18 protein-coding genes and 3 pseudogenes are annotated in these 21,344 nt (G+C 67.9%); 8 read left to right on the top strand and 13 right to left on the bottom strand.

The window, feature by feature from the left end; all coding sequences use genetic code 11:
• Positions 1–304: 304 nt before the first annotated feature.
• From ACZ4FV_RS45065 to ACZ4FV_RS45035, 7 genes and pseudogenes are all read right to left on the bottom strand, one after another.
• Positions 305–952, bottom strand: a complete 648-nt coding sequence (locus ACZ4FV_RS45065; RefSeq protein WP_465326722.1) for a LysE family translocator — start codon at positions 950–952, stop codon at positions 305–307.
• 459 nt (positions 953–1,411) lie between these two features.
• Positions 1,412–1,513, bottom strand: a complete 102-nt coding sequence (locus tag ACZ4FV_RS45060) for a group II intron maturase-specific domain-containing protein (RefSeq protein WP_465326710.1) — start codon at positions 1,511–1,513, stop codon at positions 1,412–1,414.
• A 29-nt stretch (positions 1,514–1,542) separates the two neighbouring features.
• The gene (locus tag ACZ4FV_RS45055; RefSeq protein ID WP_465326708.1) at positions 1,543–1,692 is read right to left on the bottom strand and encodes a hypothetical protein; all 150 of its coding nucleotides are present in this window, start codon (positions 1,690–1,692) and stop codon (positions 1,543–1,545) included.
• Between the two features lie 334 nt (positions 1,693–2,026).
• A complete protein-coding gene (locus tag ACZ4FV_RS45050) occupies positions 2,027–2,359 on the bottom strand; it encodes an SH3 domain-containing protein (RefSeq protein WP_465326706.1) in 333 nt (110 codons plus the stop codon).
• A 169-nt stretch (positions 2,360–2,528) separates the two neighbouring features.
• Positions 2,529–2,768: pseudogene (locus ACZ4FV_RS45045) on the bottom strand (IS5/IS1182 family transposase); the annotation flags it as partial.
• Positions 2,769–3,676: 908 nt separating this feature from the next.
• Positions 3,677–4,021 (bottom strand): ArsR/SmtB family transcription factor, encoded by a 345-nt coding sequence (locus ACZ4FV_RS45040; RefSeq protein WP_465326704.1) that lies wholly within the window; start codon positions 4,019–4,021, stop codon positions 3,677–3,679.
• A 338-nt stretch (positions 4,022–4,359) separates the two neighbouring features.
• Positions 4,360–5,427 (bottom strand): annotated as a pseudogene (locus ACZ4FV_RS45035) (IS630 family transposase).
• 59 nt (positions 5,428–5,486) lie between these two features.
• Here ACZ4FV_RS45035 and ACZ4FV_RS45030 point away from each other — a divergent pair.
• A pseudogene (locus ACZ4FV_RS45030) lies at positions 5,487–6,038 on the top strand (DUF6766 family protein); the annotation flags it as partial.
• A gap of 196 nt (positions 6,039–6,234) precedes the next feature.
• Here ACZ4FV_RS45030 and ACZ4FV_RS45025 read toward each other — a convergent pair.
• The 3 genes from ACZ4FV_RS45025 to ACZ4FV_RS45015 all read right to left on the bottom strand — a co-directional run bounded on the left by ACZ4FV_RS45025 (position 6,235) and on the right by ACZ4FV_RS45015 (position 10,284).
• Positions 6,235–6,462, bottom strand: a complete 228-nt coding sequence (locus ACZ4FV_RS45025) for a hypothetical protein (protein WP_465326702.1) — start codon at positions 6,460–6,462, stop codon at positions 6,235–6,237.
• Positions 6,463–7,528: 1,066 nt separating this feature from the next.
• On the bottom strand, positions 7,529–8,449 hold the full coding sequence (locus ACZ4FV_RS45020; protein WP_465326700.1) for an NADP-dependent oxidoreductase: 921 nt from the start codon (positions 8,447–8,449) through the stop codon (positions 7,529–7,531).
• Between the two features lie 536 nt (positions 8,450–8,985).
• The gene (locus ACZ4FV_RS45015; RefSeq protein WP_465326698.1) at positions 8,986–10,284 is read right to left on the bottom strand and encodes a PP2C family protein-serine/threonine phosphatase; all 1,299 of its coding nucleotides are present in this window, start codon (positions 10,282–10,284) and stop codon (positions 8,986–8,988) included.
• A 1,091-nt stretch (positions 10,285–11,375) separates the two neighbouring features.
• Between ACZ4FV_RS45015 and ACZ4FV_RS45010 the strand changes: the two genes are divergently transcribed.
• The 6 genes from ACZ4FV_RS45010 to ACZ4FV_RS44985 all read left to right on the top strand — a co-directional run bounded on the left by ACZ4FV_RS45010 (position 11,376) and on the right by ACZ4FV_RS44985 (position 16,449).
• Entirely contained in the window at positions 11,376–11,624 is a 249-nt protein-coding gene (locus ACZ4FV_RS45010) for a hypothetical protein (RefSeq protein ID WP_465326696.1), read from the top strand.
• A gap of 67 nt (positions 11,625–11,691) precedes the next feature.
• Positions 11,692–12,141: an SRPBCC family protein gene (locus ACZ4FV_RS45005; protein ID WP_465326694.1), complete on the top strand. Its 450-nt coding sequence runs from the start codon at positions 11,692–11,694 to the stop codon at positions 12,139–12,141.
• A gap of 92 nt (positions 12,142–12,233) precedes the next feature.
• Positions 12,234–13,118 carry an SDR family oxidoreductase gene (locus ACZ4FV_RS45000; RefSeq protein ID WP_465326692.1) on the top strand — a complete coding sequence of 295 codons (885 nt, stop codon included), beginning with the start codon at positions 12,234–12,236 and terminating at the stop codon, positions 13,116–13,118.
• Positions 13,119–13,716: 598 nt separating this feature from the next.
• Positions 13,717–13,905: a hypothetical protein gene (locus ACZ4FV_RS44995; protein WP_465326690.1), complete on the top strand. Its 189-nt coding sequence runs from the start codon at positions 13,717–13,719 to the stop codon at positions 13,903–13,905.
• A 323-nt stretch (positions 13,906–14,228) separates the two neighbouring features.
• Complete coding sequence (locus tag ACZ4FV_RS44990; protein WP_465326688.1) at positions 14,229–14,513, top strand: hypothetical protein; 285 nt, start codon at positions 14,229–14,231, stop codon at positions 14,511–14,513.
• Positions 14,514–14,790: 277 nt separating this feature from the next.
• Entirely contained in the window at positions 14,791–16,449 is a 1,659-nt protein-coding gene (locus ACZ4FV_RS44985; RefSeq protein ID WP_465326720.1) for a catalase, read from the top strand.
• Between the two features lie 445 nt (positions 16,450–16,894).
• On the opposite strand, the gene ligD is transcribed toward ACZ4FV_RS44985, so the two are convergent.
• From ligD to ACZ4FV_RS44970, 3 genes are all read right to left on the bottom strand, one after another.
• On the bottom strand, positions 16,895–18,361 hold the full coding sequence (ligD, locus tag ACZ4FV_RS44980; protein WP_465326686.1) for a non-homologous end-joining DNA ligase: 1,467 nt from the start codon (positions 18,359–18,361) through the stop codon (positions 16,895–16,897).
• A gap of 209 nt (positions 18,362–18,570) precedes the next feature.
• Positions 18,571–19,473 (bottom strand): SDR family NAD(P)-dependent oxidoreductase, encoded by a 903-nt coding sequence (locus ACZ4FV_RS44975; protein ID WP_465326684.1) that lies wholly within the window; start codon positions 19,471–19,473, stop codon positions 18,571–18,573.
• Positions 19,474–19,949: 476 nt separating this feature from the next.
• Positions 19,950–20,153 carry a hypothetical protein gene (locus ACZ4FV_RS44970; RefSeq protein WP_465326682.1) on the bottom strand — a complete coding sequence of 68 codons (204 nt, stop codon included), beginning with the start codon at positions 20,151–20,153 and terminating at the stop codon, positions 19,950–19,952.
• A gap of 326 nt (positions 20,154–20,479) precedes the next feature.
• On the opposite strand from ACZ4FV_RS44970, the gene ACZ4FV_RS44965 reads away from it, so the two are divergent.
• The gene (locus tag ACZ4FV_RS44965; protein WP_465326680.1) at positions 20,480–20,929 is read left to right on the top strand and encodes a DUF5709 domain-containing protein; all 450 of its coding nucleotides are present in this window, start codon (positions 20,480–20,482) and stop codon (positions 20,927–20,929) included.
• The last annotated feature ends 415 nt before the right edge of the window (positions 20,930–21,344 follow it).

The following is a 21,344-nucleotide window of genomic DNA, read 5'->3' as shown; positions in this document are numbered from 1 at the left end:
GCCGCCCGCGAAGGCGTGTCGATCGAACCGCGGGGATCCGGAAGGAGGGCGCTGGTGGGGCGGTGCAAGGCCGCGTCGGCGCAGGCGCGGTCTTGGCAAGGTTTTCGTGGGTGGCGATCATCCGGGCGCGATGGTCGGCCGGGCCGCCGCTGGGAAGCCTCTAACTGTGTTCTATCGAACTGTCGCAATTGATATCGAACTTGGCCGACATGGTGGTGATCTCGGCTGGTCTCACGGGCCCCGTGGTCGGGATCCAGCTCGTACGAACTCCGCGCCGTCCGTGCCCGGGTGCGCCGGAGCGGGGTCAGGCCGGGACGAGGGCTTTGGAGCGGTCGGCGGCGATGTTCACGGCCAGTCCGGCCAGTACGGTGCCCATCAGGTACCGCTGGGCTCGAAGCCAGGCGGGTCGCCGGCCGAGGAAGCCCGCGATCGAGCCGGCCGCCAGCATGACCGCGCAGTTGACGGTGATTCCGACGGCGACTTGGACGAGGCCCAGCAGGAAACTCTGGGTGGCCACGTGTCCTCGGGCCGGGTCGATGAACTGGGGGAGCAGCGATACGTACAGGATGGCGATCTTGGGGTTGAGGAGGTTGGTGACCAGTCCCATCGTGAACAGTCGGCGCGGCGGGTCGGCGGCCAGTTCCTTGGGTGCGAATGCCGAGGCGCCGCCGGGTCGGACCGCTTGCCAGGCGAGGTAGAGCAGGTAGGCGGCGCCGCCTGCCTTGAGGATGGTGTAGACGGCCGGTACCGCGGCGAAGATCGTGGCCAGGCCGGCGGTGGCCACCGCGAGGTAGACGAGGAAGCCGGCCGCGACCCCGGCCAGCGAGATCAGTCCGGCGCGGCGGCCCTGGGTGATCGACCGTGAGGCCAGGTAGATCATGTTCGGGCCGGGAATGAGAGCCATGCCCAGCTCCATCGCGGCCACTGCGGCGACCGCGCCGGGGGAGACGATCATTCGTACCTGCTTTCGGAGGGTGCCGCCGACCCTATCGCCGCGGCACCGACGAAGATCATCCGCCCGTCCACGATCCACATCGCGACAGGAAAAGGCCAAGTACGCGCCGGGACAACTTGTTGGGTCGGGCCGGGGCGCCCTGCCGGGATTGCTCCCGGTGGGTTTCCCCGACCCGCCCGCCAAACTCGGCGTGCGGCTCTCACCGCACCGGCTCTCCACGAGGTCATGCCGTTGGAACGGGTCGTTCCCAAGAGTTGGGGATTCCGTCGTTGCCTCGGTAGCGATACCGGGTGATCGGTACTCTGCCGAGGTCGAACAGTTGGATCCCGTCCACTTCGATGGGCTTCCACCGCCCCTGAGGGTCGCGGAGCCATCTCCGGATGGCCTTCCAGGTCATGCGCGGTGCCGGTGCATCACCCAGCGGACGATGCGCCACCAGACGAAGGTGTGCAGGGTCTACATGGTGTGCTTGGCAACCGCATGCTTGAAGTAGTTGGCCCAGCCACGCAGGATCCGGTTGATCCGGACCAGCGCGATCTGGTAATCGAGATGTGACAACTTCTGGGTCGGGGCTCTGATCTTCCGTCTCAACCTCGCGACCGGTCGACGATGAACGTGTAGACGTGCCACTTGTCCGTTCCCCGCTTCCGCATCCAGACGATCCGGAAGCCGAGGAAGTCGAATCCGTCCGCAAGGTGCGCGATCCGGGTCTTGGCCGGTGACAGGACCAGGCCCATCGGGCCAGGACCTCACTCACCTGCTCGCGAAGTGCCTCGGCGTGCTCGCGGGAGCCGTGGACCATGACGACGAGGAGAGTCGGCTCCCAAGCCATGACCCGGCGGGAGTGGGCGTCGCGGATCGGCGCGAGCCACAGTGATCCCTCGCCGGTCGCGGCCCGGTCCGCGCGGCGCCTGCCGGACCTCGCATGTCACCCACACGCAGCGATGCCCTGGCGAAGGCTCGCCGGGGCATCGCTGGTGAGCCTCACGAACGGATCGTGTACGAGCGGGCCGGCCCGCTGACGCGTCGTGATTGACGCGCGTCATCCACAGGTGAACGGTCCCGGCCCGGTTACAGGTAGATCGCGCAGGAGCGGGGGATCCAGCCGGTGGTCGCCCCGTAGCGGATCTTCTGCCACACGTCGCTCGTCTTGCCGCAGACCGTCAGGTTCTGGCCCTGACCCTGGGCGACGTTGCACGCCTTGCTTCCCCCGGGGAAGAGACCGAGCGCGGTGCTCTTGGTCGTGGGCGTGGCGCGGATCTTCACGTTCGTCTTGGCCTTGACGTACATGCCGCTCGAACACGACGTAGCGGAGGCGGACGTAGTCGCCGCCTGCGCCGGCGCCGCGATCCCGAAGGCCATGAGGGCCGTCAGACCCGCTCCCACCAGAATCTTCTTCACCATGTGCGCCACCCCTCGTCTCGGAAACCGACGCCCGAATTCAACACCACAGGGGTCGGCTTCGGTTGAGATTTCTTGATCATCCGCGCGAATGGTAAGGACTCCTGCGCGAATCGGATACCGCACACACGAGTGCGGGTCGACGCTCAGCACGACCGCGCCGGCCCGGTTCCCAACGGTGCGACGAGTCGATGCGGCGTCGGGCGATCCGGTGTGTGATGCGGAATCGGTGGTCGTACGCCTTGTCGCCGTGGAGCTTGGCAGGCCTGCGGCGACGTGGTCCGCGGCGGGATCGGATCGGCGGAATGCCCTCGCCCAGAGGGATCATCGCCGGACTGTCATGCGTGTTCGCGCCGGAGATCCCGGTCGACAGGGGCAGACCGGAGCGTTCGGTCGACAGATCAAATGGAGACATCACCAAGAGGCGGTGGAAGAGATTTCTCTGGGCGGCGGTGTGCCGGTCGCCGGCCTCTCTTCGGCGGTCGTAGTGGGCCCAGGCGGACGCATCGACCGCTCACCCGCGCACGCTCCGTCCGGCCGGCCGGTGCACAAGGGCCCGACCGCCACCACCTTCCACGAGGCGCTTGCCCTGATAGCCTCGGGCAAAGGTGTCTTCCCCGTCGGCGCACACGCAGCGCACTTCTACCCACGTCCCGACATCGCCTACATCCCCTTCCACGACGCCCCCTCCAGTGGGGCCCGGTCTGGCCGGCAAGCAACAACACCGCGCGCGTCCGCGCCGCCAAGGACACCCGTGGCTGGAACGCCACGCGTGCGGACACCTTCGGACCGGAGGCCTCCTTGTAATGCTTTTGTGATGGCCGTCCCCGGCCGCGCGAAGCCCTCGGACGCCTCACCCGCCGCAACCCGTTCCTTCGAACCGCCGGCCTTCCCCACCCACACGACCTCCAACGTCCTGCCCACCGGATACGTGTGACCATCCGTCCCAGCGCCCGTGACGATCAGCCGCAAGGTCCGGTCGCGCGGTAGATGATCGACGGCGCCACCGATAACAGCAAAGGCTCCCCATCCGGCAACGCCGGGACCCGCCCCGCCGTAGTGCGTCCAGGTTGACCCACCCCCATCCCGGCACGTCTTCGCGGGGCGTCCTCACCCCGGCCATCGACACCACCACGAACATGCGCACCCTGAACGATCCTCGGCCGCCACCAACAGGCCACCGCCCATCCGGCCGTGCCGTGGCCGTCGCCTCGGCGCGCATGGCCCGTCACGGGTTGCGGATCGGTCGATCTCCCGTGTGGTCGGCGGCGGGCAGGGCCCGACCGGACGCCGGCCACCTCGGCGGGTGGGGCTTCGCGGTCAGCCGCCCTCACCCGCCTGCCGGTCGTACGCGCTCACGATCGCGTCCAGCAGACCCGGGAAGCGCTCGTCCAGATCCGCCCGCCGCAATGTGGTCAGCCTGCGGTTGCCCTCCTCGCGCTGATGGATCACGCCCGCCTCGCGCAACACGCGGAAGTGGTGGCTGAGCGTCGAGGGAGCCACCTCGACCGGGAACGTCCCGCAGGCGCGCTCGGGGTTGCCGACGAGGGTTCGGGTGATGGTCATCCGGGTCGGGTCGGACAGCGCGTGCAGGACGTCGAGCACGTCCAGGTCGGCGGTGGCCACGTGGACCAGTGCCGGGCGCCGTTGATGCGAGCGGGGCATCTGCGGTGTCCTAATCCTTGAGTAAGCGGCTCCGGGATCGTCCCCGTTGGGGACTTTCGGACTGTCAATGTGGTGGGTTCTCGCGTTGGTCACGTGGGCACCGGGCCGACTCCTGTGTTGTCCCGGCCCCTGAGGCCTTGAGAGAGACCGGCGGCGCCCGGTGCCTTCGGGCCGACGCGAAACCCATCAGCTTGTACCGGACGTTGATCGTCGTGGTGTGAGCCCGCCGCACGGTGACCTCCCTGAACTCCGCGAGCCCTTCGAGCTCTGGGATAGACCGAGGCCCGCGCGGCGCGCTGGTGCCGCGAACGGCTACTGAGAATTTCGGCTTGGGGTGACTATTGCGGGGCGAGTGTCAGTCCGGTCTCGGCGATGAAGCCGTCGAGGAGGATGGGTCGGTATTGCATCCTCTTCAGTCGGGTGCGGGCCAGGGCGGCGAGTTCGACGGTGGTGCACGCGGCCAGGTTTCCAAGGCTGTGCTTCAGGTGTGCCCACACGCCCTCGGCCGGGTTCAGGTCCGGTGCATAGGTGGGAAAACGGAACACTGTCAGCCAGGCCCGCGCCTCGATCAACTCCCGCATCGCGGCGTCGACGTGATGGGTGTAGTTGTCCCATACCAACACGATGGGCCCGCCGAGCTGTCGGTGGGCGGAGTCCAACAGCTCGGCGAAGTCCTTCTCACGGAAGCCCTTGGGATCACCCTTGCGGCCGCGGTGCACCCGGATCCGAAAGATCAACCGGGTGCGCCGGCCGGGCGCGCAACAGACCAGGCCGGCGAGCGAGATGCGTCCCGAGCCCTTCCCGCCGACGGGGACGACGGGCGGGTGGCCCCGCCGGGACCAGGTACGCGCCTTCGGCGGACGCAGCGTCTGACCGGCCTCGTCCGCGAAGCACAGCCAGGCGCCCTGGTCCCTCACCGTCTTTCCACGCGGGGCCACGTCTCCTTCACCCAGGTGGCCACCGCCGCCTCGTCGCGCTCGACGGCGCGGTGCACCGGGGCCTGCGGCGTCCACCCCATCGCGCGTAGGATCCGCCAGGTCTGCGGAACACTGAAGCGCACATGGAAGCGACGGGCGATCACCGTGGCCACCCGGGCAACGGTCCAAAACTGGTCCTCGACCCAGCCGTGTGCGGCCGGACCCCGTTCCAACTCCGCGTCCAGCCAGGCCCGCCACTCCGGCCTCATGCGTGACGGTCTGCCGGAAGGCCCCTTGGAACGCAGCGCCCCGACACCTCCGTCCCGCCACTCGGCGTGCCAGGTACGCGGACTTGCGTGACACTCGCAGTGCCTTGGCGACCAGCGGCGGCGCCACGCCCTGCGTGAACATCTCGGCGGCCTGTAACCGCACCTGCTCCCGCTGGGCCCGCTGTTTCGCGGTCAGGCCGCCCCCGTCGGGATACCGCATGACACCGGCATACACCCACAGCCCGCCCCACCGTCACCCCCAACCGAAATTCTCAGTACCCGCAGGTCGGCATCCAGGAGTATCTGACATCCTCCGACTTCGCGGTCGATGTGACGGAAAACTGGCAGTCGGAGTACTTGCAATTCTTCCTCTACATCACCGCCACGGTCTGGTTGCTGCAACGCGGGTCCCCCGAGTCGAAGAACATGGGCACGGCAGGCACCGAGAGCGACCGGGACCAGCGGGTCGGGCGACACACCGGGCCCGACGCACCGTCTTGGGCGAGAGCAGGCGGCTGGCGGCAGGGCCTCTTCTCCCGCTCACTCGGCCTGGTCATGGGGGGCATCTTCGTGCTGTCCTGGCTCGCCCAGTCCATCACCGGCGTCGCCGCACGCAACGAGCAACGGCTGCGCGACCTGCAAGCCCCGATCGGCTGGGGCCGATACTTGGTCTCGGCCGACTTCTGGAACCGCACCCTGCAGAACTGGCAATCCGAATTTCTCGCCATCGCGTCCATGGCGGTCCTGTCGATCTATCTGCGCCAGCGCGGCTCCCCCGAATCCAAACCCGTCGGCGCGCCCCACAGCGCCACCGGCGTCGAAGGCGGCTGAGACCCGGCGCTGCGCCCACAGAACGCGACGTAGCCTGCTGCGACCTCGCGAAGCCGTCGGAAGATCGCAGGCGCCTGCCGGCGCCACGCACGATATCGAGGTGCTGAGCGGCGCAACGGTCAATCCCGTCGACCGGGCACCGCGGGACCGGACCGGATCACGATGCGATCGAACGCCGGCCCTTGCGACGCGCGGGTCAAGGAAGCCGGGATGCCTTGCTGGTCTCGTTCCGGCCATGTACGTTCACCGATTGGCCCACAAGCAGGTCACCGACATTGTCGATCTCTGCACCTCGCACGGCATCGATCGCCTCGCCAAGTTCGACGGTGTCCTGGTTGTCGCTTCCCTTGAGCCGGTCGACGGTCTCCTGCGGAACCTTCCGCGCAGCCGTGACCAAGTCCGCAATGGCCTGTTCCGCACCCATGGGCCAATACCTTTCTTGTGGGGAGGGTTGGGGTCGTTCGCAGGGTCGAGACCCCCGGGGGTGTCGGGGAGGGCCGCCACGCCCGAGTCGAGCACGGCGACTCGCCCAAGACGGATCACGGCGTCGTGACCTTCGCGAAATGCTTCGCGGATATCCGTTCCGACGCGGGCCCCTTCTCGCTGGTCGATCACGACGGCATCGCTCTGTGCGACCGATCACGTCGCCCACAGAATCGCCATGACGATCAGCATGGCGGCAACGACGGCGGCAATGAGCAGGGTCAGGCCGATTCCCCCAATCGCCCATCGTCGAGACGGATTGGGCGCGTCGTGAGTCCTGGGGTTCGCCGTTCCGGACCGTCCTGGGTGGTCCGCGCCCTCAGCGGGAGTCGAGGGACCCAACCCGTCAGCCCGCGGCGCATCCGACGCCGACCCGGTGCTGCCCGGAGGTGAGGAGTGTCCCGAAGCCGACGTGCGCTCGGGATCCGAATCCGCGTTGGGAAACGGGCCGCTCATGACGCTCCTCCGGACCATTCCAGAGTTCGGTCGGCCCAGGCGGGTTCCGTTCGATGTCGAATCGCTCTCATGTCCGCGCCTCTCCACGTCGACTGCGCGATGCCACTCCCCGACCATTCGGCCGATACGGGGGACTCGGGGACCACGAAGCACACGACGACAGCTGCCGTAGCCCCGGTGCCCCGCCGACGAACAGGCAAACGCCTCCACCGCGTACCCGATCCGCGCAAGGATCCGCGCGAGGAGACGGACAGCCCCCTCGCCGACCTCGTGCACCGCCGACAGCCGCACCGATCGAACGAACGAACGAACGAACGCACTGTGACGCACCGGCCTCGCGTGTTGCGAATCCCGGTCGCCGGATCGCACCACCGTCCGACTCGTCGAGTTCGTCGTGATGGAAGTGGCTGGAGAAGCCGAGACCCCGCTGGACGCCGACGGCGGAAGTCTCAACCGTGCGGAATGGGAAGGAACGTTCGAGAAGCTTGTTTGCGCGACAGCCGTGGTGGCCGGCGCAGCCGGTGGCGTGGATAAGTCCGATGCCGGACCGGTCACGGTGTCAACACAATCTTGCCACGGGTGTGGCCCGTCCGGCTGGCGTCCCAAGCTGCGCCGACCTCCTCCAAGGGGTACGTGGCGGCGACTTCGACGGTCAGCCTTCCCTGATCGGCCAACTCGACCAGTTCCAGGAGCTTCGCGCCGTCCGGGCGCACCCAGATCCAGTGGCCTCCGTGCTCTTCTACGCTGTTGTCGGCCGTGGACGCGTGCCGCCCGCCCGGGGCCAGCACCGCCAAGGTCGTGTCCAACTGTCCGCCTACGAAGTCGGCGACGGCGGTGACCCCGTCCGGCGCCAGTTCGCGGACCCTCCCTGCCAGGCCCTCTCCATACGTGACGGGCTCGGCGCCGAGCCCGCGTACGAAGTCGTGGTTGCGCTCGGACGCGGTTCCGATGACTCGCGCCCCGCGTTCACGCGCGATCTGCACCGCGAGGCTCCCCACCCCGCCCGCCGCGGCGTGGATCAGCAGTGTCTTTCCGCTGCCGACATCGAGCCGCTCCAGGGTGCGCAGTGCAGTCAGGCCGGCCAGCGGCAAGCCTGCCGCACCCGCCCAGTGCAGTGCCGTCGATTTGCGTGCCACGTCACAGGCCGCGACGGCCACGAGTTCGGCGTACGTGCCGCCATGCACCATGTCCTTACGGGCGTACGACATGACCTCGTCACCGATCTCGAACTCCGGCGTGTCGGGTCCGCACGCGACGACGACCCCGGCGACGTCCCAGCCTGGAATCACCGGAAACACGGCGTCCATCATGCCGTCGAGCCCGCCGGTCATGAGCTTCCAGTCCACCGGGTTGACGCCGGCCGCTCGTACCGCGATCAGGACCTGTCCCGGCCCGCACTTCGGATCGGATACTTCCCGGACCGACAAGCCGGAGTTGCCGGTGCCATAGGCGTTGTACGTCACCGCGCGCATGCGAAAGGCCTCTCGAAAAGTCGTGGGGCGCCGCGGTCGACGCCCTCGAAAGCCGGGCTGGTCACCGGACGATCACCGAACGCTTGTGGCACATGCGCGCGTAGCGCGACGGCGAGCGCCACATGCTCGAATTTCCGCCGGTTACCCGCACCTTGGTCCGCGCAAGCGCGCCTCTCGCGATCGCGCGGCGCATTCGCTCTGCCGGCGGTGTCACCGGACCTGACACACCCCGAAGGCCGGCTGCCGTACTCCGTGCGAGACGGGTCGACGGGCAGAGGGAGGTTTTCGATGTTCAGCAGGTGTCGGCAACGGTTCACTCAAGATCCCCGGGCCCAAGGGCTCCGCCGCCAAGCGGATAAAAATGGTCAGGCGGACGGTACCGGAGTCGGGGTTGTGGCGAGCAGCGGCCGGGAACCTGTCGGTGCCTACTCCCGAGTGACGCGAGCAGGGATCAGCCGCTGCCGCCGAACCGAGGACAAGTCGACCACGCCGCCGGTGTTCTCGGGAAGAGATCTCCGAGACCAACCGGTTTCGAACTATCCCCCGCCGGTTCGAACATCCTGCGTACTCGGGCCGGCGGGTCCTGCCTTGGCCAGGGACGGGGGCTCGGGAAGACCGGCCGAGATGACAGCCTCACGATTGGGTGTCGAGCCGGGTCCGACCCACTCGCACAACAGTACGGTGGCGTCGTCGTCCAGACGGCCGTCGTGGTACCTCAACACCGCCCGTACCAGACGACGCAGTGTTTCCGGGACGGGCAGGCCGTCGGCATGGTGACGGATGAGGAAGTCAAGGAAACGTTGCAGACCGAATTCGGGGCCGCCGGGGCGGCGGGCCTCGGTGATCCCGTCGGTGTAGAGAACCAGGCGGTCGCCGCGCTGCAACTGTTCGCGGCACAGGACCGTTTCCAGGCCCAGGTCGGTGCCCATGGGATGGGCGGGTGGGCAGTCCAACAGGGTGATCCAGCGTCCGTCGCGGATGAGCACCGGTGGGTGGTGGCCGCGGTTGATCCAGGTCAGAACGCCGGTATCGGTGTCGAGGTCGGCGAGGACGCCGGTGGCATAGCGGGTGGTGCCGAATTGTTCCACGATCGCTCTCTCGACGGCGTCGCCGAGTTCGATCAGGCTGCCGCCGCGTCGACGGGTCGCGCGGCAGGCACCCATGGCGAGGTTGGCGGTTACGCCGGCTGCGGTGTCGTGACCCATGGCGTCAAATAGGGACAGGTGCACCACCGACCCGGCGAGGGCGTAGTCGAAGGCGTCCCCGCTGATGGCGTATGCCGGTTCCATCGTGCCGGAAACGACCACACGACCGTCGGCATAGGTGCGCGGCGGCATCAGGTGCCATTGCATCTCCGCTGCGATTTCCATTGGGCGGGTCCGGGTCAGACGCGCGTGCGAATCACTGGTGCCCCGCTTGCTGGCCACCAGCAGTGCGACCAGCGCCGCCAGATCGTGCATGTCCTGCCGAACTCGGGGATGGTCGTCGGAGGTCGCGGTGCTCACACACAGGGCGCCCAGGCGCTCGACACCGTCGAGCACCGGCACCCACCACGGGCCCCGCAGCGGGTCGTTGGGAACCGCGGACAACACCCGGCCGTACTGATAGGTGCGCCCGGCCACGGTGCCGTCGATCCGCAGGCGCGTTTCCACGTCCCCACAAGCTCCATTCGGATTCGGATCGTCGGCGACCAGCAACCTCAGACTCTCCCGCTGCACGTCGGCGAGGTAGATGAGTACCCGAGTGAAACCCACACCCTTGGCGTGCTCATCCACAGCCGCCGCAATATCCTCGAGGGGCATCAGATGGCTTGCGCTCAACAGGCCGGCCAACATCCGCCCCCTGCGTGCGTCGTGGTCGTCGTTCACGGCAGCCTTCCTCTCGCCCGGCGGGCATGCCTTGCGCAAGCATTCCTCGGTCACTCACCACTGCCCTTCCGGGACCAGCCGATGCCCAAAAATCGGCACCGGTGTCGGGCACCGCGACCGCCCACGACCGTGGCGGCGGCGGGACGGGCCGTCCAAGCTTGGCGCGGCGCGCCGAAGGGCCAATCCGACGCGGCAACCGAGCAGGCAAGCCGGGTGCCCGCGCCTGAAAGCCTACGAACGGCTCTGCCCTCGGGGACGCGCGTCAGTGGCACGCACGCGTACGGCTTCGTCGAGCGCGACGGCCGACGCTGGGATGTCAGCCCGCACGGCAGTGCAACCATTCGACCGTGTCCGGCTTATCGCATATACCGGCTGCTGCGGGAGCCGGGCCTCCCCTGCGTGACCGCCGCGATCGGGCATTCGTCGTCGGGGACGGCGGTTGACCGAACAGCGCCATAAGGTCGGCGGTCTGCGACGGCGTCACCGACCCTGGCACCCATGCATCGGAGTCCGCGCACAACAACCGCTTCTCGGCTGAATGGATGCCACCCACCCGGGTACGGACGCCGTATCGGGTCGAGCAGGACCCCCGCTGCGGCTTCCCCTCTCCGCACGGAGGTGCGCTCGGCCCGGCTTACGGCACGGGGAAAGTGATCCCGCACCGATCGGGCCTCCCTGGGGCGGTCCCTTCCGTGGCTGGTTGGAAACCGTATTGGAACTGTCAGGCGGCCCGATCGCACAATCACGAGTGCCGATCCAATGGCTGTCACGAGCCTTTCTGGGCGTCGACGAGCTCACGGGCCTCGCGGGGGGCCGCCCGCTGATCCACCCGACGGCCTGCTCCACAAGCACCAGGGGCTCGTTGTCGCGCCCGACTCAGCGGCCGCGCGACAGCCAAGGTGCACCCCCGGGCCGCGCCGCTTGGGGAGGTGGGCTCCGGTGACGGCAGTCCGGTTCGGTTTCGCACCGCCCGACGACTGCATGGAGTCGCCTGTCCCGGGTAGCGACGGCTCGAACCGGTCGGGAAATCCCCGACGATGCGACGAGGAGACGACGTCATGGACCGTCCGGAGGAGGGCCTTCGCCGCTCGCAGGCGAAGCTCGAACAGGCTCGCGACGCGGTGGAACGGTTTCGGGAAAAGGAATCCCCCGTGTCCGTGCGGGAGCAGGAGGAGATCGACCGGGCACACGAGGACGACGGCACCCCGGAGATCTCCCAACTGGGCGAGGGAGAGGGCTTGCGCCGGTTGGAATCCGATCTGCGGAACCGCGACGCCCGCCGGCGGAAAACCCACCCCGCGCGATAGCCGCCGCGGCGAGGAGCGATCGTGGCGGGCGCGGGGAAACCAACCATCTACCACAGACTGGAAAGACATGTCCAAGATCGAGGAATCCATCGAAGTCGACGTGCCCGTCACCGTCGCCTACAACCAGTGGACGCAGTTCGAGGACTTCCCGCACTTCATGGACGGCGTGGAGCGCATCGAGCAGCGCACGCCCACGCTTACCCACTGGGTCACCAGCGTCAATGGAATGAAGCGGGAATTCGACGCTGCCATCACCGAGCAGGTCCCCGATGAACGCGTCGCTTGGACCACGGTCGAGGGCGAGGTACGACAGGCCGGTGTGGTCACCTTCCATCGTCTGGACGACGGCCGCTGCAAGGTCATGCTGCAACTCGACCACGATCCCCAGGGCATCGCCGACACCGTCGGCGACAAACTCGGGTTCGTCCGTCGTCAGGCCAAGGGCGACCTGGAGCGCTTCAAGAAGTTCATCGAATCCAGGGGCACCGCCACCGGCGCCTGGCGCGGCGAGGTGTGAGCACGAACGCCTGGAACCAGCCGCCGACCCCGATACGGCCGGGGAACCCCCTGCCCTCGGGGTCGGCGCGCGGGAGGTACGAAAGGAACGGCATGAACAGCGACAACGTCGAGGGCGGCATCCGAAACGCCCAGGTTCTGGGAAGCGCTGAGACAATTGGTACCGGACAACCGGACGACAGCACCGGGTACCCTCGCGTCGCCATCGTGACCGGTTCCGAATCGGGCATCGGACGAGCCTCTGCGGTCGCGCTGGCCCGGGCCGGATTCGATGTCGGCATCACCTGGCACCACGACAAGGCCGAAGGCGAACGCACTGCCGACGAGGTCCGCGCCCTGGGTCGGCGCTGCGCCGGCTCCGCGCTCGAACTCACCCGACTCCCCCAAGTCGGCGCCGTCATCGATCGACTCGCCGATGAACTCGGCCGAGTGGACGTCCTGGTCAACAACGCCGGTATCGGCACTTCCACGCCTTTCCTCGACATCGACATCGACCGACTACGCGAAGTTCTCGACGTCGACCTGGTGGCTCCGTTCGTGTGCGGGCAGCACGCCGCACGACGAATGGTCGCCCAAGGAGGCGGCGGACGCATCATCAACATCACCAGCGTCCACGAACACCAGCCCCGGGTGGGCAGCGCCCCATATTGCGCGGCCAAGGGCGGCTTGGGCTTGCTCACCAAGACCATGGCGCTCGAACTGGCCGAGCACGGCATCACCGTCAACGCGGTGGCCCCCGGTGAGATCTCAACGCCCATGACCGGTCAAACGGATGTGAACCCACGGAGCCAACGTCGTCCCGGCATCCCGCTCGGCCGCCCCGGAGATGCCCGCGAAGTCGCCGCCGTGGTGGCCTTCCTGGCGAGCCCGGACGCCGCATATGTCACTGGCGCCAGTTGGAGCGTGGACGGGGGCATGCTCGGGATGGGCCCTCAAGCGGGTTCACACCTGATCGACGACTCGTGGCGCCGCCCCTGATCGCACGCCGAACTTTGTTTCTTCCGCGGGCCCCGAGCCAACGGGCTCGAACGCCGGTTTGAACAGTGAGGACCCTGTGGTAAGGCCCTTTTGTGGGCGCGCCGAACGGCTTCGACAGGCCGCCCGCCCGCGGACGACGCGTATCGCCGTCCGCGCGACAAGCGCACCGGCGACCCGCGTTCAACGAGCGGTCACGCGTGTCGCCGGTGCGTCCACACGTGTCGCTCGAGATGCACGCGATCGACCGGACGATGCGGCCCGCTGCCCGAACACCGTCGTGTCCCGCCTCGCCGAGTGTTCGTGATTCCGACGACCGAGGCACGCTAAACCCCTCGCACGGCCCCGGCGGCACGAGGTCGAAGTGCGGGCCCTTCGAAAGCCTACGGCGTGGGCAGACTCCGGAGGCGTCCGTCGACAACACTCGATCGACTTCTCCCGGGAGGCGACCCGGCCCCTGTCACAGACGTCCGCCCGTCGGCCCCGCCCCGACGGCCTGCGGGCGACCGTGAGGAACCGCCCCGATCGAATCCTGGTCTCGCCGACGGGCGAGATCGATGCGAACAGAGCCACCGGGCTGCTTCTCACCGGTATCACTGCGGTGGGCCGCGCAGTACACAGTGACCTCGGCCGGCTCGACTTCCGCCACTGCGCGGGCACCCACGCCCTCACCCGCGGCCGGCACCACATCCTCTCGCAAATCCAAGCCGCACATCTCCTGCCCGTCTCCCTGATCATGACCTCGTCCGGACTCGCCGGGACCCGGGACCTGTTCGAACTCCGACAATGACTGCGCCGCCTCACTCCGAATCATGCGGTCTCTTCGGCGTTTGGAGCCGTCCATGGCAACACGGCCATCGGATCGCCGATAGGTGACGTCGTGTCACCGACGGCGCCTATCCGTGCCACAGGGCCGATTCGACTGCCGTGCCCCGGGTAGCGGACCCATCGACCGACAATCGCCACCGGAAGCAGCCTCTGCCAGAGACCAGCGCCGTCACGGGTATCGGGGACAAGCAGACCGCAGGATCCCGGCCCGGCACCGCGCGCCGGACGGGCGAATCGACCCCCGAGGGAGTGAACCGGGTGACCCACGACGGAGTTCGCGTATGTGTGACCGACCGCGGTCTGGCCCTGGTGAGAGTGCCCAGGGTGGCGGACGCGTCGGTCGCCCACGACCTTCGCAAGGACCTCATGACCAGTATCAACGCGCTGCCCGACCACGTCGTCGACGTCGCCTTCGACCTCTCGGGCACGGAGGTTCTGGACGACGCAGGCGCGGCGGTGATCGACTCGGTCCGCCGCCACGCGTTCCTGCTCGGACTTCACCCGCAGCGCCACGCCATGGAACGCCAGACCGGGCACGTCGATGCCGGAGGGCCGTCGTTCGCACCATGAACACCCGCCCTCGCCTCCGCGCGATCGCCGCTCCGGGCACTCCTGGGCGAATCCGCGACTGGCTCCGAGTCTCACCCGTACGGGCGCCCCTTTCCCGAGTTGTCGCACAACGCGCCTCGACACCTGAAACCCCGGATGTCGACGCGTGGTTGGACTTGCCATTTCCCGGGTAGCGCGAGCGGACGATGGGCGCGGGTGTGTCTTCGCCGGCAGTTGACCTTCCGCGGATCGAACCTACTGCGAACGTCCACACCGCGTGAAGGGAAACGGCGACATCATGACAGACGTTTCGGGCAAGGGTTCCACGAGTGACGACCCTCGCGAGGTGCTGACCAACCGGCAAGGGCACCCGGTGTACGACAACCAGAACCAGCGGACCGTCGGAGCCCGCGGACCGGCGACACTTGAGAACTACCAGTTCCTGGAGAAGATCAGTCACTTCGATCGCGAGCGGATCCCCGAGCGGGTCGTACACGCGCGGGGTACCACGGCGTACGGGTATTTCGAAGCCTACGGCGCCTGGGGAAACGAGCCGATCTCGCGTTTCACTCGCGCCAAGCTGTTCCAGGAGCGGGGCAAGCGCACCGACGTGGCAGTGCGCTTCTCGACGGTCATCGGCGGGCGGGATTCTTCCGAGGCGGCCCGCGACCCTCGCGGGTTCGCGGTGAAGTTCTACACCGAGGACGGCAACTGGGACCTCGTCGGCAACAACCTCGCGGTGTTCTTCATCCGCGACGCCATCAAGTTTCCTGACGTGATTCACGCGCTCAAACCGGACCCGGTGACTTTTCGCCAGGAACCGAATCGCATTTTCGACTTCATGTCGCAAACTCCCGAGAGCATGCACATGCTTGTCAACCTTTTCAGTCCCCGTGGTATCCCGGCGGACTACCGACACATGCAGGGGTTCGGCGTGAACACCTACAAATGGGTGAACGCGGCCGGTGAGACCGTTCTGGTGAAGTACCACTGGATGCCCAAGGTGGGCGTCAGCAGCATGACGGGGGCCGACGCCGCGAACGTGCAGGCCGACGAGCTCGGGCACGCCACCAAAGATCTCCGCGAGGCGATCGAGCGCGGAGAGCACCCCGAGTGGGAGCTGCTCGTGCAGATGATGTCCGACGACGATCACCCGGAACTCGACTTCGATCCACTCGACGACACGAAGGTCTGGCCGGAAGAGGATTTCCCGCCCCGGCCGGTCGGCCGCATGGTGCTCGATCGCAGCGTTCGGAACGCCTTCGCCGAAAATGAGCAGATCTCCTTCGGCACTGGCGTCCTCGTCGACGGTCTCGACTTCTCCGACGACAAGATGTTGGTGGGGCGCACCTTCTCGTACAGCGACACCCAGCGCCACCGCGTCGGCCCGAACTACCTCCAACTGCCCGTCAACCAGGCGAAGAATGCCACCGTACGCACAAATCAGCGCGACGGGATGATGACGTATCACGTGGACGGCGGCTCAGAGAACCCGCACGTCAACTTTGAACCGTCCATCCACGGTGGTCTACGGGAAGCCGAGTACCCCACCACCGACGAGCAGGGACCGACGATCGCGGGAAGGGTCATGCGCCGGCGGATCCCACGCACCAACGACTACCAGCAGGCAGGGCAACGTTTCCGGCTGCTGGAGGAGTGGGAGCGTGACGACCTCGTGCTCAATCTGTCCACCCAACTCGCCCAGTGTGAACGCGACGTCCAGGAGCGGATGGTCTGGCACTTCTTCCTGGTTGAGGACGAGCTGGGTCGGCGTGTCGGCGAGGCGTTGGGTATCGGCGCGGACGACGTCGCATCCCTGGAACCGTTGGCGAGTCAGGATCTGACGGAGGAGGACCGCAGTCGCCTCGAGAAGCTCGGTCGCAACGGACCACGTGATGTCGAGGGCCTGTCGATGACACACAGCGTGCCGAACAAGCGCGCGACGATGGAGCGCTGAGCCGAGCGCCCGGTCCTGGGGCGCCGCCGAGGCGTCTCGGGCCGCCGGCGAGTCTCGTCCTGGGACTCGCCGGCGGCCCGTTCCCCTCCGCCGCCTGCGCACTCGATACCCCGAACACCAAGATCCCGGTGATCACACAAGGGTGCCCACTCGTCAGGGGACGCCGACGAGAGCTCGCAGCGACCTGACAGTGCCGCGATGTCGATCTCCCCCGAAAGCGCCGTAGGGGTGGAGGCCGGCGATCCTTCGCCCGACCACCGCGCGTAGAAGCCGTGTTCGGCCCGGGCAATAGTTGCCGCACAGGTGACCGGCGGTGGATGTCCGTCTACACCTCACGGACACGGATGGGGCGGGTCGTTGGCTTCGGCCCGACGGAACGTGACCCATGCGTCGGCCGCCGATCGGGGCCGGTAGGCGGTCCCCAACCCTTTGCAGACCAGGCCCTCTACACCGGCCGATGCGAGCGCTTCCTGCCATGCAGCGCCTCGGAGCGCTTGGTGGTGGCCATAACGAGTTCGACGGGCGGGCCGGCCCCGGCGAGCACGTCGGCGAGCAGCGAGACCCGCTCGCTGAGCGGACGCTCACGGATGTCGCCCAGTTCGGGGTGAGCGAGAAGGTCGAAGGCGATGTACGAGACAGCGACGTGATCCGCGTCCCGGGCCTGCCGGGTGCGCAACAGTTGCTCGAACGCGAACGCGCCTTCGAGGGTGGCGACGAGCGCGCCGTCCAGGAGCGCTCCGGCGGGCAGCGCGCCGACGACCCCGGCGATGCCGGGGAAGTCTGCCGCCAACTCCTGCCCGGAGCGGGACTGGAGGCGGGTACGGCCTGGGCCTCGGGCGAACGCGACCGCGCGAAGTCCATCCAGTTCGATCTCGTAGCGGGTTCCCCCGCGCATGCCGTCCTCATCGGGCAGTGTGGTGACTTCACGCGGGCGTATCACCGCGATGGGCGGCTCGAGGGCATTCGGCCGGGTACCGGCCTCGGCGACCGTGACGTGCCGGGCGGTCGGCCGGCGCGCTCGTGGCGAAGCGGGCAGTGCGTGGGCTCGGGCCGGGTCGAGGAGCGGGGCAAGCACGTCACCGAGTTCGGTGACGCGATCGGGCACTTGGTCGATCGTGAAAGACAGTTCGTCGGGCCCGGTGGCGGCGGCGAGTTCGTCCCAGGTGACCGGGGTGGACACGGTGGGGGTCTCCCGGGCACGAACGATGTAGGGGGCTGCGGTGGTCTTCGCGGCGTTGTTCTGCGACCAGTCGACGAGCACCTTGCCGGTGCGCTGCACCTTCGCCATCGAGGAGACCACAAGGTTCGGGTGTCGGTCCCGCAGGTCTTCGGCGAGGACTTTGGCATAGGCGGACACCTGCTCGGACGGCGTGTCGGCGAGGGGGACGAACAGGTGCAGTCCCTTGGATCCCGAGGTTTTCACCCAACTGGCCAAGCCGTCGGCGGCAAGGCGTTCGCGCAGTAGGAGGGCCGCGTCGCGGCAGGTAAGGATGTCGGCCCCGTCCCCCGGATCGAGGTCGAGGACGAGCCGGTCGGCGATACCGGGACGAGCGGCGTGCCACTGCGGTACGTGAAGTTCCAGGGCGCCGAGGTTCGCGGTCCATATCAAGGTCGCCAGGTCTTGGACCAGGACCTGACGCCGGGTGCCGTGTCTCTTGGACGGCACCGCCGCGCGCCGCACCCAGTCCGGAGTGCCCGGCGGGAGGTGCTTGGCGAAGAACAGTTGTCCCTCGACGCCATCGGGGAATCGAACGAACGAGACCGGTCGGTCACACACGTGTGGGAGCAACACGCCGTGAACGCGCCGGTAGTACTCCAACAGTTCGCGCTTGCGGGTGCCCGGTCCGGGATAGAGCACCTTGTCCAAGTTGGTGAGAGTCAGGCGTCGGCCCTCGACAATGGTGACCGGCATGTGTCTCCCGTCCAGTGGCCTGGCAGCCCAGCCTGCCTCCACCCGGGCCCCGAGCCGCCACACGTCCGGAAACACGCCGCACGAATGCCTCGAACGGGCGAATGCCGAGCTTGGGTGATCACCTCACGTTGGTAAGACGCCGGAAGGCAAAGCTCGGTGTGGGCATCGCCCCCACGGTGCCTCGACGGCACGCCCGTCTGTCCCCTTCCTCAGGGGGCGACGGAAGCGGACGGCCTCTCGGCCCGTGGGTCACAAGGCGGTTCTTTCCACACGATCGGAAGCAGACGACCTGCGATGCGGCGCGTCAACGGCTCCGTCCGTGAGCCGAATGCCCGTCGGCCGAGATCGATGAGCACCGCGTCCAAGCCGACGTGCCCACGGCGCCTCTCCCGTCCGAGACCACGCACGATCGACGCCGCGGCGCGTTCCGGCGAGGTGAGCGCGACGCGGGCGCTGATCCTGGCCAAGGCGTCGTCGTCCACGCTCGACGACTTCCGCGCGGAGCGGGCGAAACTCGTGGCGATCCCACCGGGCACCACCGTCGTCACGCGCACGTTGGTGTGGGACAGCCGCAACTCGTGCCGCAACGACTCGGTGAACCCCAGAACCGCCTGCTTCGACGCACAGTACGCGCCCATCGCCGGAACGCCGACGAGGCCGAAGACGCTCGCGATGTTGACCAGGTGCCCCTTGTCAGACTTGCGCAGGTACGGCAGGAAGGCTCGGCAGCCGTACACGACGCCCCAGAAGTTGGTGCGCATCAGCCATTCGAAGTCTTCATCCGACGTTTCCTCGAAGGGAGCGACCACACCGACCCCGGCGTTGTTGACCAGCACATCGACACCTCCCAGGTGTCGAGCGGTGTCGTCCGCCCACTCGCGCACCGCGTCAGGATCGGCCACGTCCAACGTGCGCGCACGAGGTCGGCGACCGAAGGTACCGGCGACGAGATCGCCGGTACCGCCCAATGTGCTCTCGTTGGCATCGGCCAACGCCAACCGGGCCCCACGCCGGGCGAATTCGAGCGCCAACGCCCGCCCGAGTCCCGAGCCTGCCCCGGTAACGGCCACCACCTTGCCCCGCACAACCGCCGTGTCGGTCAAGCTCCACATCCACCCGACTCCCGCCTCGGCCCGCTTGCCCATCTTGATGGCCGGTAGACGCCGCGCTTACCCCTCATGATCGTGCTTCGACGCATGTGACCGGCCCAGGCCCGAACATTGTGTCGGTGCCCGATCCGGGCGCGCGCCGCGCACGTCACCACTATCGGATCGGGCGCGGCTGCCCAGCGCGAACCGCTGCTCGACCTGGTGCGACAGAAGAAGATCGACACCATCGAACTCGACGTCAAGGACGAGAGTGGCGATGTCGGCTACGAAACGGCCCGTGGTCCGCCGGGAGGCGGGGCGGCAGCCGGCCGCCCCGCCTCCCGCGCCGGCCCCGTCGATCCGCGGTCGGCGCGCACGAGATCGGTGCCGCACCGGTGTCGATGTACGACCAGGTCATCAATCGCCCAAGAGCGTGTACGACCGTCCTTCGGAGGACTTCCGGACCGAATCGGAGCGCCTGGCGACGGGTTATGTCCCGGTCACTGCGGCCGATCACGCGCCTCGGAATCGGCTTCGGATGCTTCGTCCTCCTGCGAGTGTGGCGCTTCGACGCCCGCCAGGGGGTCGTTGTCGGCCGTACCGCCCAGCGCGTTGTAGCCCTCGCGAAGACTCGCGACCCCCGGCACCTCCCGCTCCTGGGCCTGTGACTCCGCTCCCGAGGCAGCGCCGGGCCCTCGATCCACGGCCTCCTTGCTGTGACCGGCACTCGACGCATCCGCCTGTGTATTCCGTCGTCCCTTGCCATGCGATGTCACGGTTCCTCCTCTCCCGCGCCGCCTCGGTCGGCGGCGCTGCTGGATTCCCGGTGATACCGGATAGCCGCGAAAGGCACATGTAAACGACCGCAGGCTGAGCATGAAGGCCGACGAACCGGGCAGTCGCCCCTTCGCCGATCTTGGCGAACGCCAGTACGTGAACTTCCGAGACTCGGCAGGTCCCCACCGAGTGCGTCGCGGCTCTCTGGCACCCGGGATCGCTCGGCCGCACCTCGCGAACAGGAGCATCGCAAATGTCGGACGAAGCGCGCGGCGACGACGTCTACCAACCGGACAACGCCGACATCGACAACGGTCCCGACGACGAACTCGACTTGGAGAACGCACTCGACGAACCGAACCTCGACGACATCCTGGACACGAGCTACTCGCCGCCGGAACGACCCCTCGGGGTCGAAGAATTCGGCACGACGGCGGACGAGCAGTCCACCGGCGAACCGTTGGAACGGCGTTTGGCCCGCGAACAACCGGATGTCGAACCAGAGCCGGGTGACGGCATCGGCGACTCGACGAATGCCCCCGGTGAGGCGCAGGGCGACCGGGTCGGAGAACGCCGAACGGGCCGTCTCGTTCCCGACGACGAAGCCGCAGGTCTGGCTCACGATGTGGGAATCGACGGCGGCGCGGCTTCCGCCGAGGAAGCAGCGGTCCACACCATCCCGGACGCAAGGGATGAAGAATAGAGCCCGCGGCTCCCATTTCCCGATGCTGATGTCGACGGGGAGTCCGATTCGCGGATCCCCATACTCGACGCGGGTCGTCGGGATGCGTACGCGAGGGGGCGGGCCCGTGCCTCGGGTCCTGTAGCCCACTCGTCCCGGAGAGGGGTGTCCGGGCTCCCGGGTGGGGGCGTACGTCCCGAACCTTCGGTGGTCTACCCACCGGCGGCGCGTTGACGTCAGCGCCGCCGGTGGGGCCGGACCGGGGTGGCCTGAGGTAGCCGGGGCGATGGCCGGCCTGAATTCTGGTAACGCCCCCGGCTATCGCCGCCCGGAGCCACCCCCTGAGGTTTCCCCTTGATCATGGACACCTTGAAACTTGGATCGTGAGGTCCAGGAAGGGAAGTCCAAGTGGGACGTCCGTCGAAGTACACGGATG

Source organism: Embleya sp. NPDC025285 (assembly GCF_055558835.1).
The sequence above is the reverse complement of the archived record's forward strand: the minus strand, read 5'-3'. Positions and strand labels throughout refer to the sequence as shown.

Bases quoted from the DNA above. Each gene is read 5' to 3' on its own strand.
- ACZ4FV_RS44965 (WP_465326680.1), top strand. From the start codon at position 20,480: ATGTCGGACGAAGCGCGCGGCGACGACGTCTACCAACCGGACAACGCC.
- ACZ4FV_RS45055 (WP_465326708.1), bottom strand. From the start codon at position 1,692: ATGGGCCTGGTCCTGTCACCGGCCAAGACCCGGATCGCGCACCTTGCG.
- ACZ4FV_RS45005 (WP_465326694.1), top strand. From the start codon at position 11,692: ATGTCCAAGATCGAGGAATCCATCGAAGTCGACGTGCCCGTCACCGTC.
- ACZ4FV_RS45040 (WP_465326704.1), bottom strand. From the start codon at position 4,021: ATGCCCCGCTCGCATCAACGGCGCCCGGCACTGGTCCACGTGGCCACC.
- ACZ4FV_RS45050 (WP_465326706.1), bottom strand. From the start codon at position 2,359: ATGGTGAAGAAGATTCTGGTGGGAGCGGGTCTGACGGCCCTCATGGCC.
- ACZ4FV_RS45010 (WP_465326696.1), top strand. From the start codon at position 11,376: ATGGACCGTCCGGAGGAGGGCCTTCGCCGCTCGCAGGCGAAGCTCGAA.
- ACZ4FV_RS44975 (WP_465326684.1), bottom strand. From the start codon at position 19,473: ATGTGGAGCTTGACCGACACGGCGGTTGTGCGGGGCAAGGTGGTGGCC.
- ACZ4FV_RS45000 (WP_465326692.1), top strand. From the start codon at position 12,234: ATGAACAGCGACAACGTCGAGGGCGGCATCCGAAACGCCCAGGTTCTG.
- ACZ4FV_RS44985 (WP_465326720.1), top strand. From the start codon at position 14,791: ATGACAGACGTTTCGGGCAAGGGTTCCACGAGTGACGACCCTCGCGAG.
- ACZ4FV_RS45015 (WP_465326698.1), bottom strand. From the start codon at position 10,284: ATGTTGGCCGGCCTGTTGAGCGCAAGCCATCTGATGCCCCTCGAGGAT.
- ACZ4FV_RS45025 (WP_465326702.1), bottom strand. From the start codon at position 6,462: ATGGGTGCGGAACAGGCCATTGCGGACTTGGTCACGGCTGCGCGGAAG.
- ligD (WP_465326686.1), bottom strand. From the start codon at position 18,361: ATGCCGGTCACCATTGTCGAGGGCCGACGCCTGACTCTCACCAACTTG.
- ACZ4FV_RS45020 (WP_465326700.1), bottom strand. From the start codon at position 8,449: ATGCGCGCGGTGACGTACAACGCCTATGGCACCGGCAACTCCGGCTTG.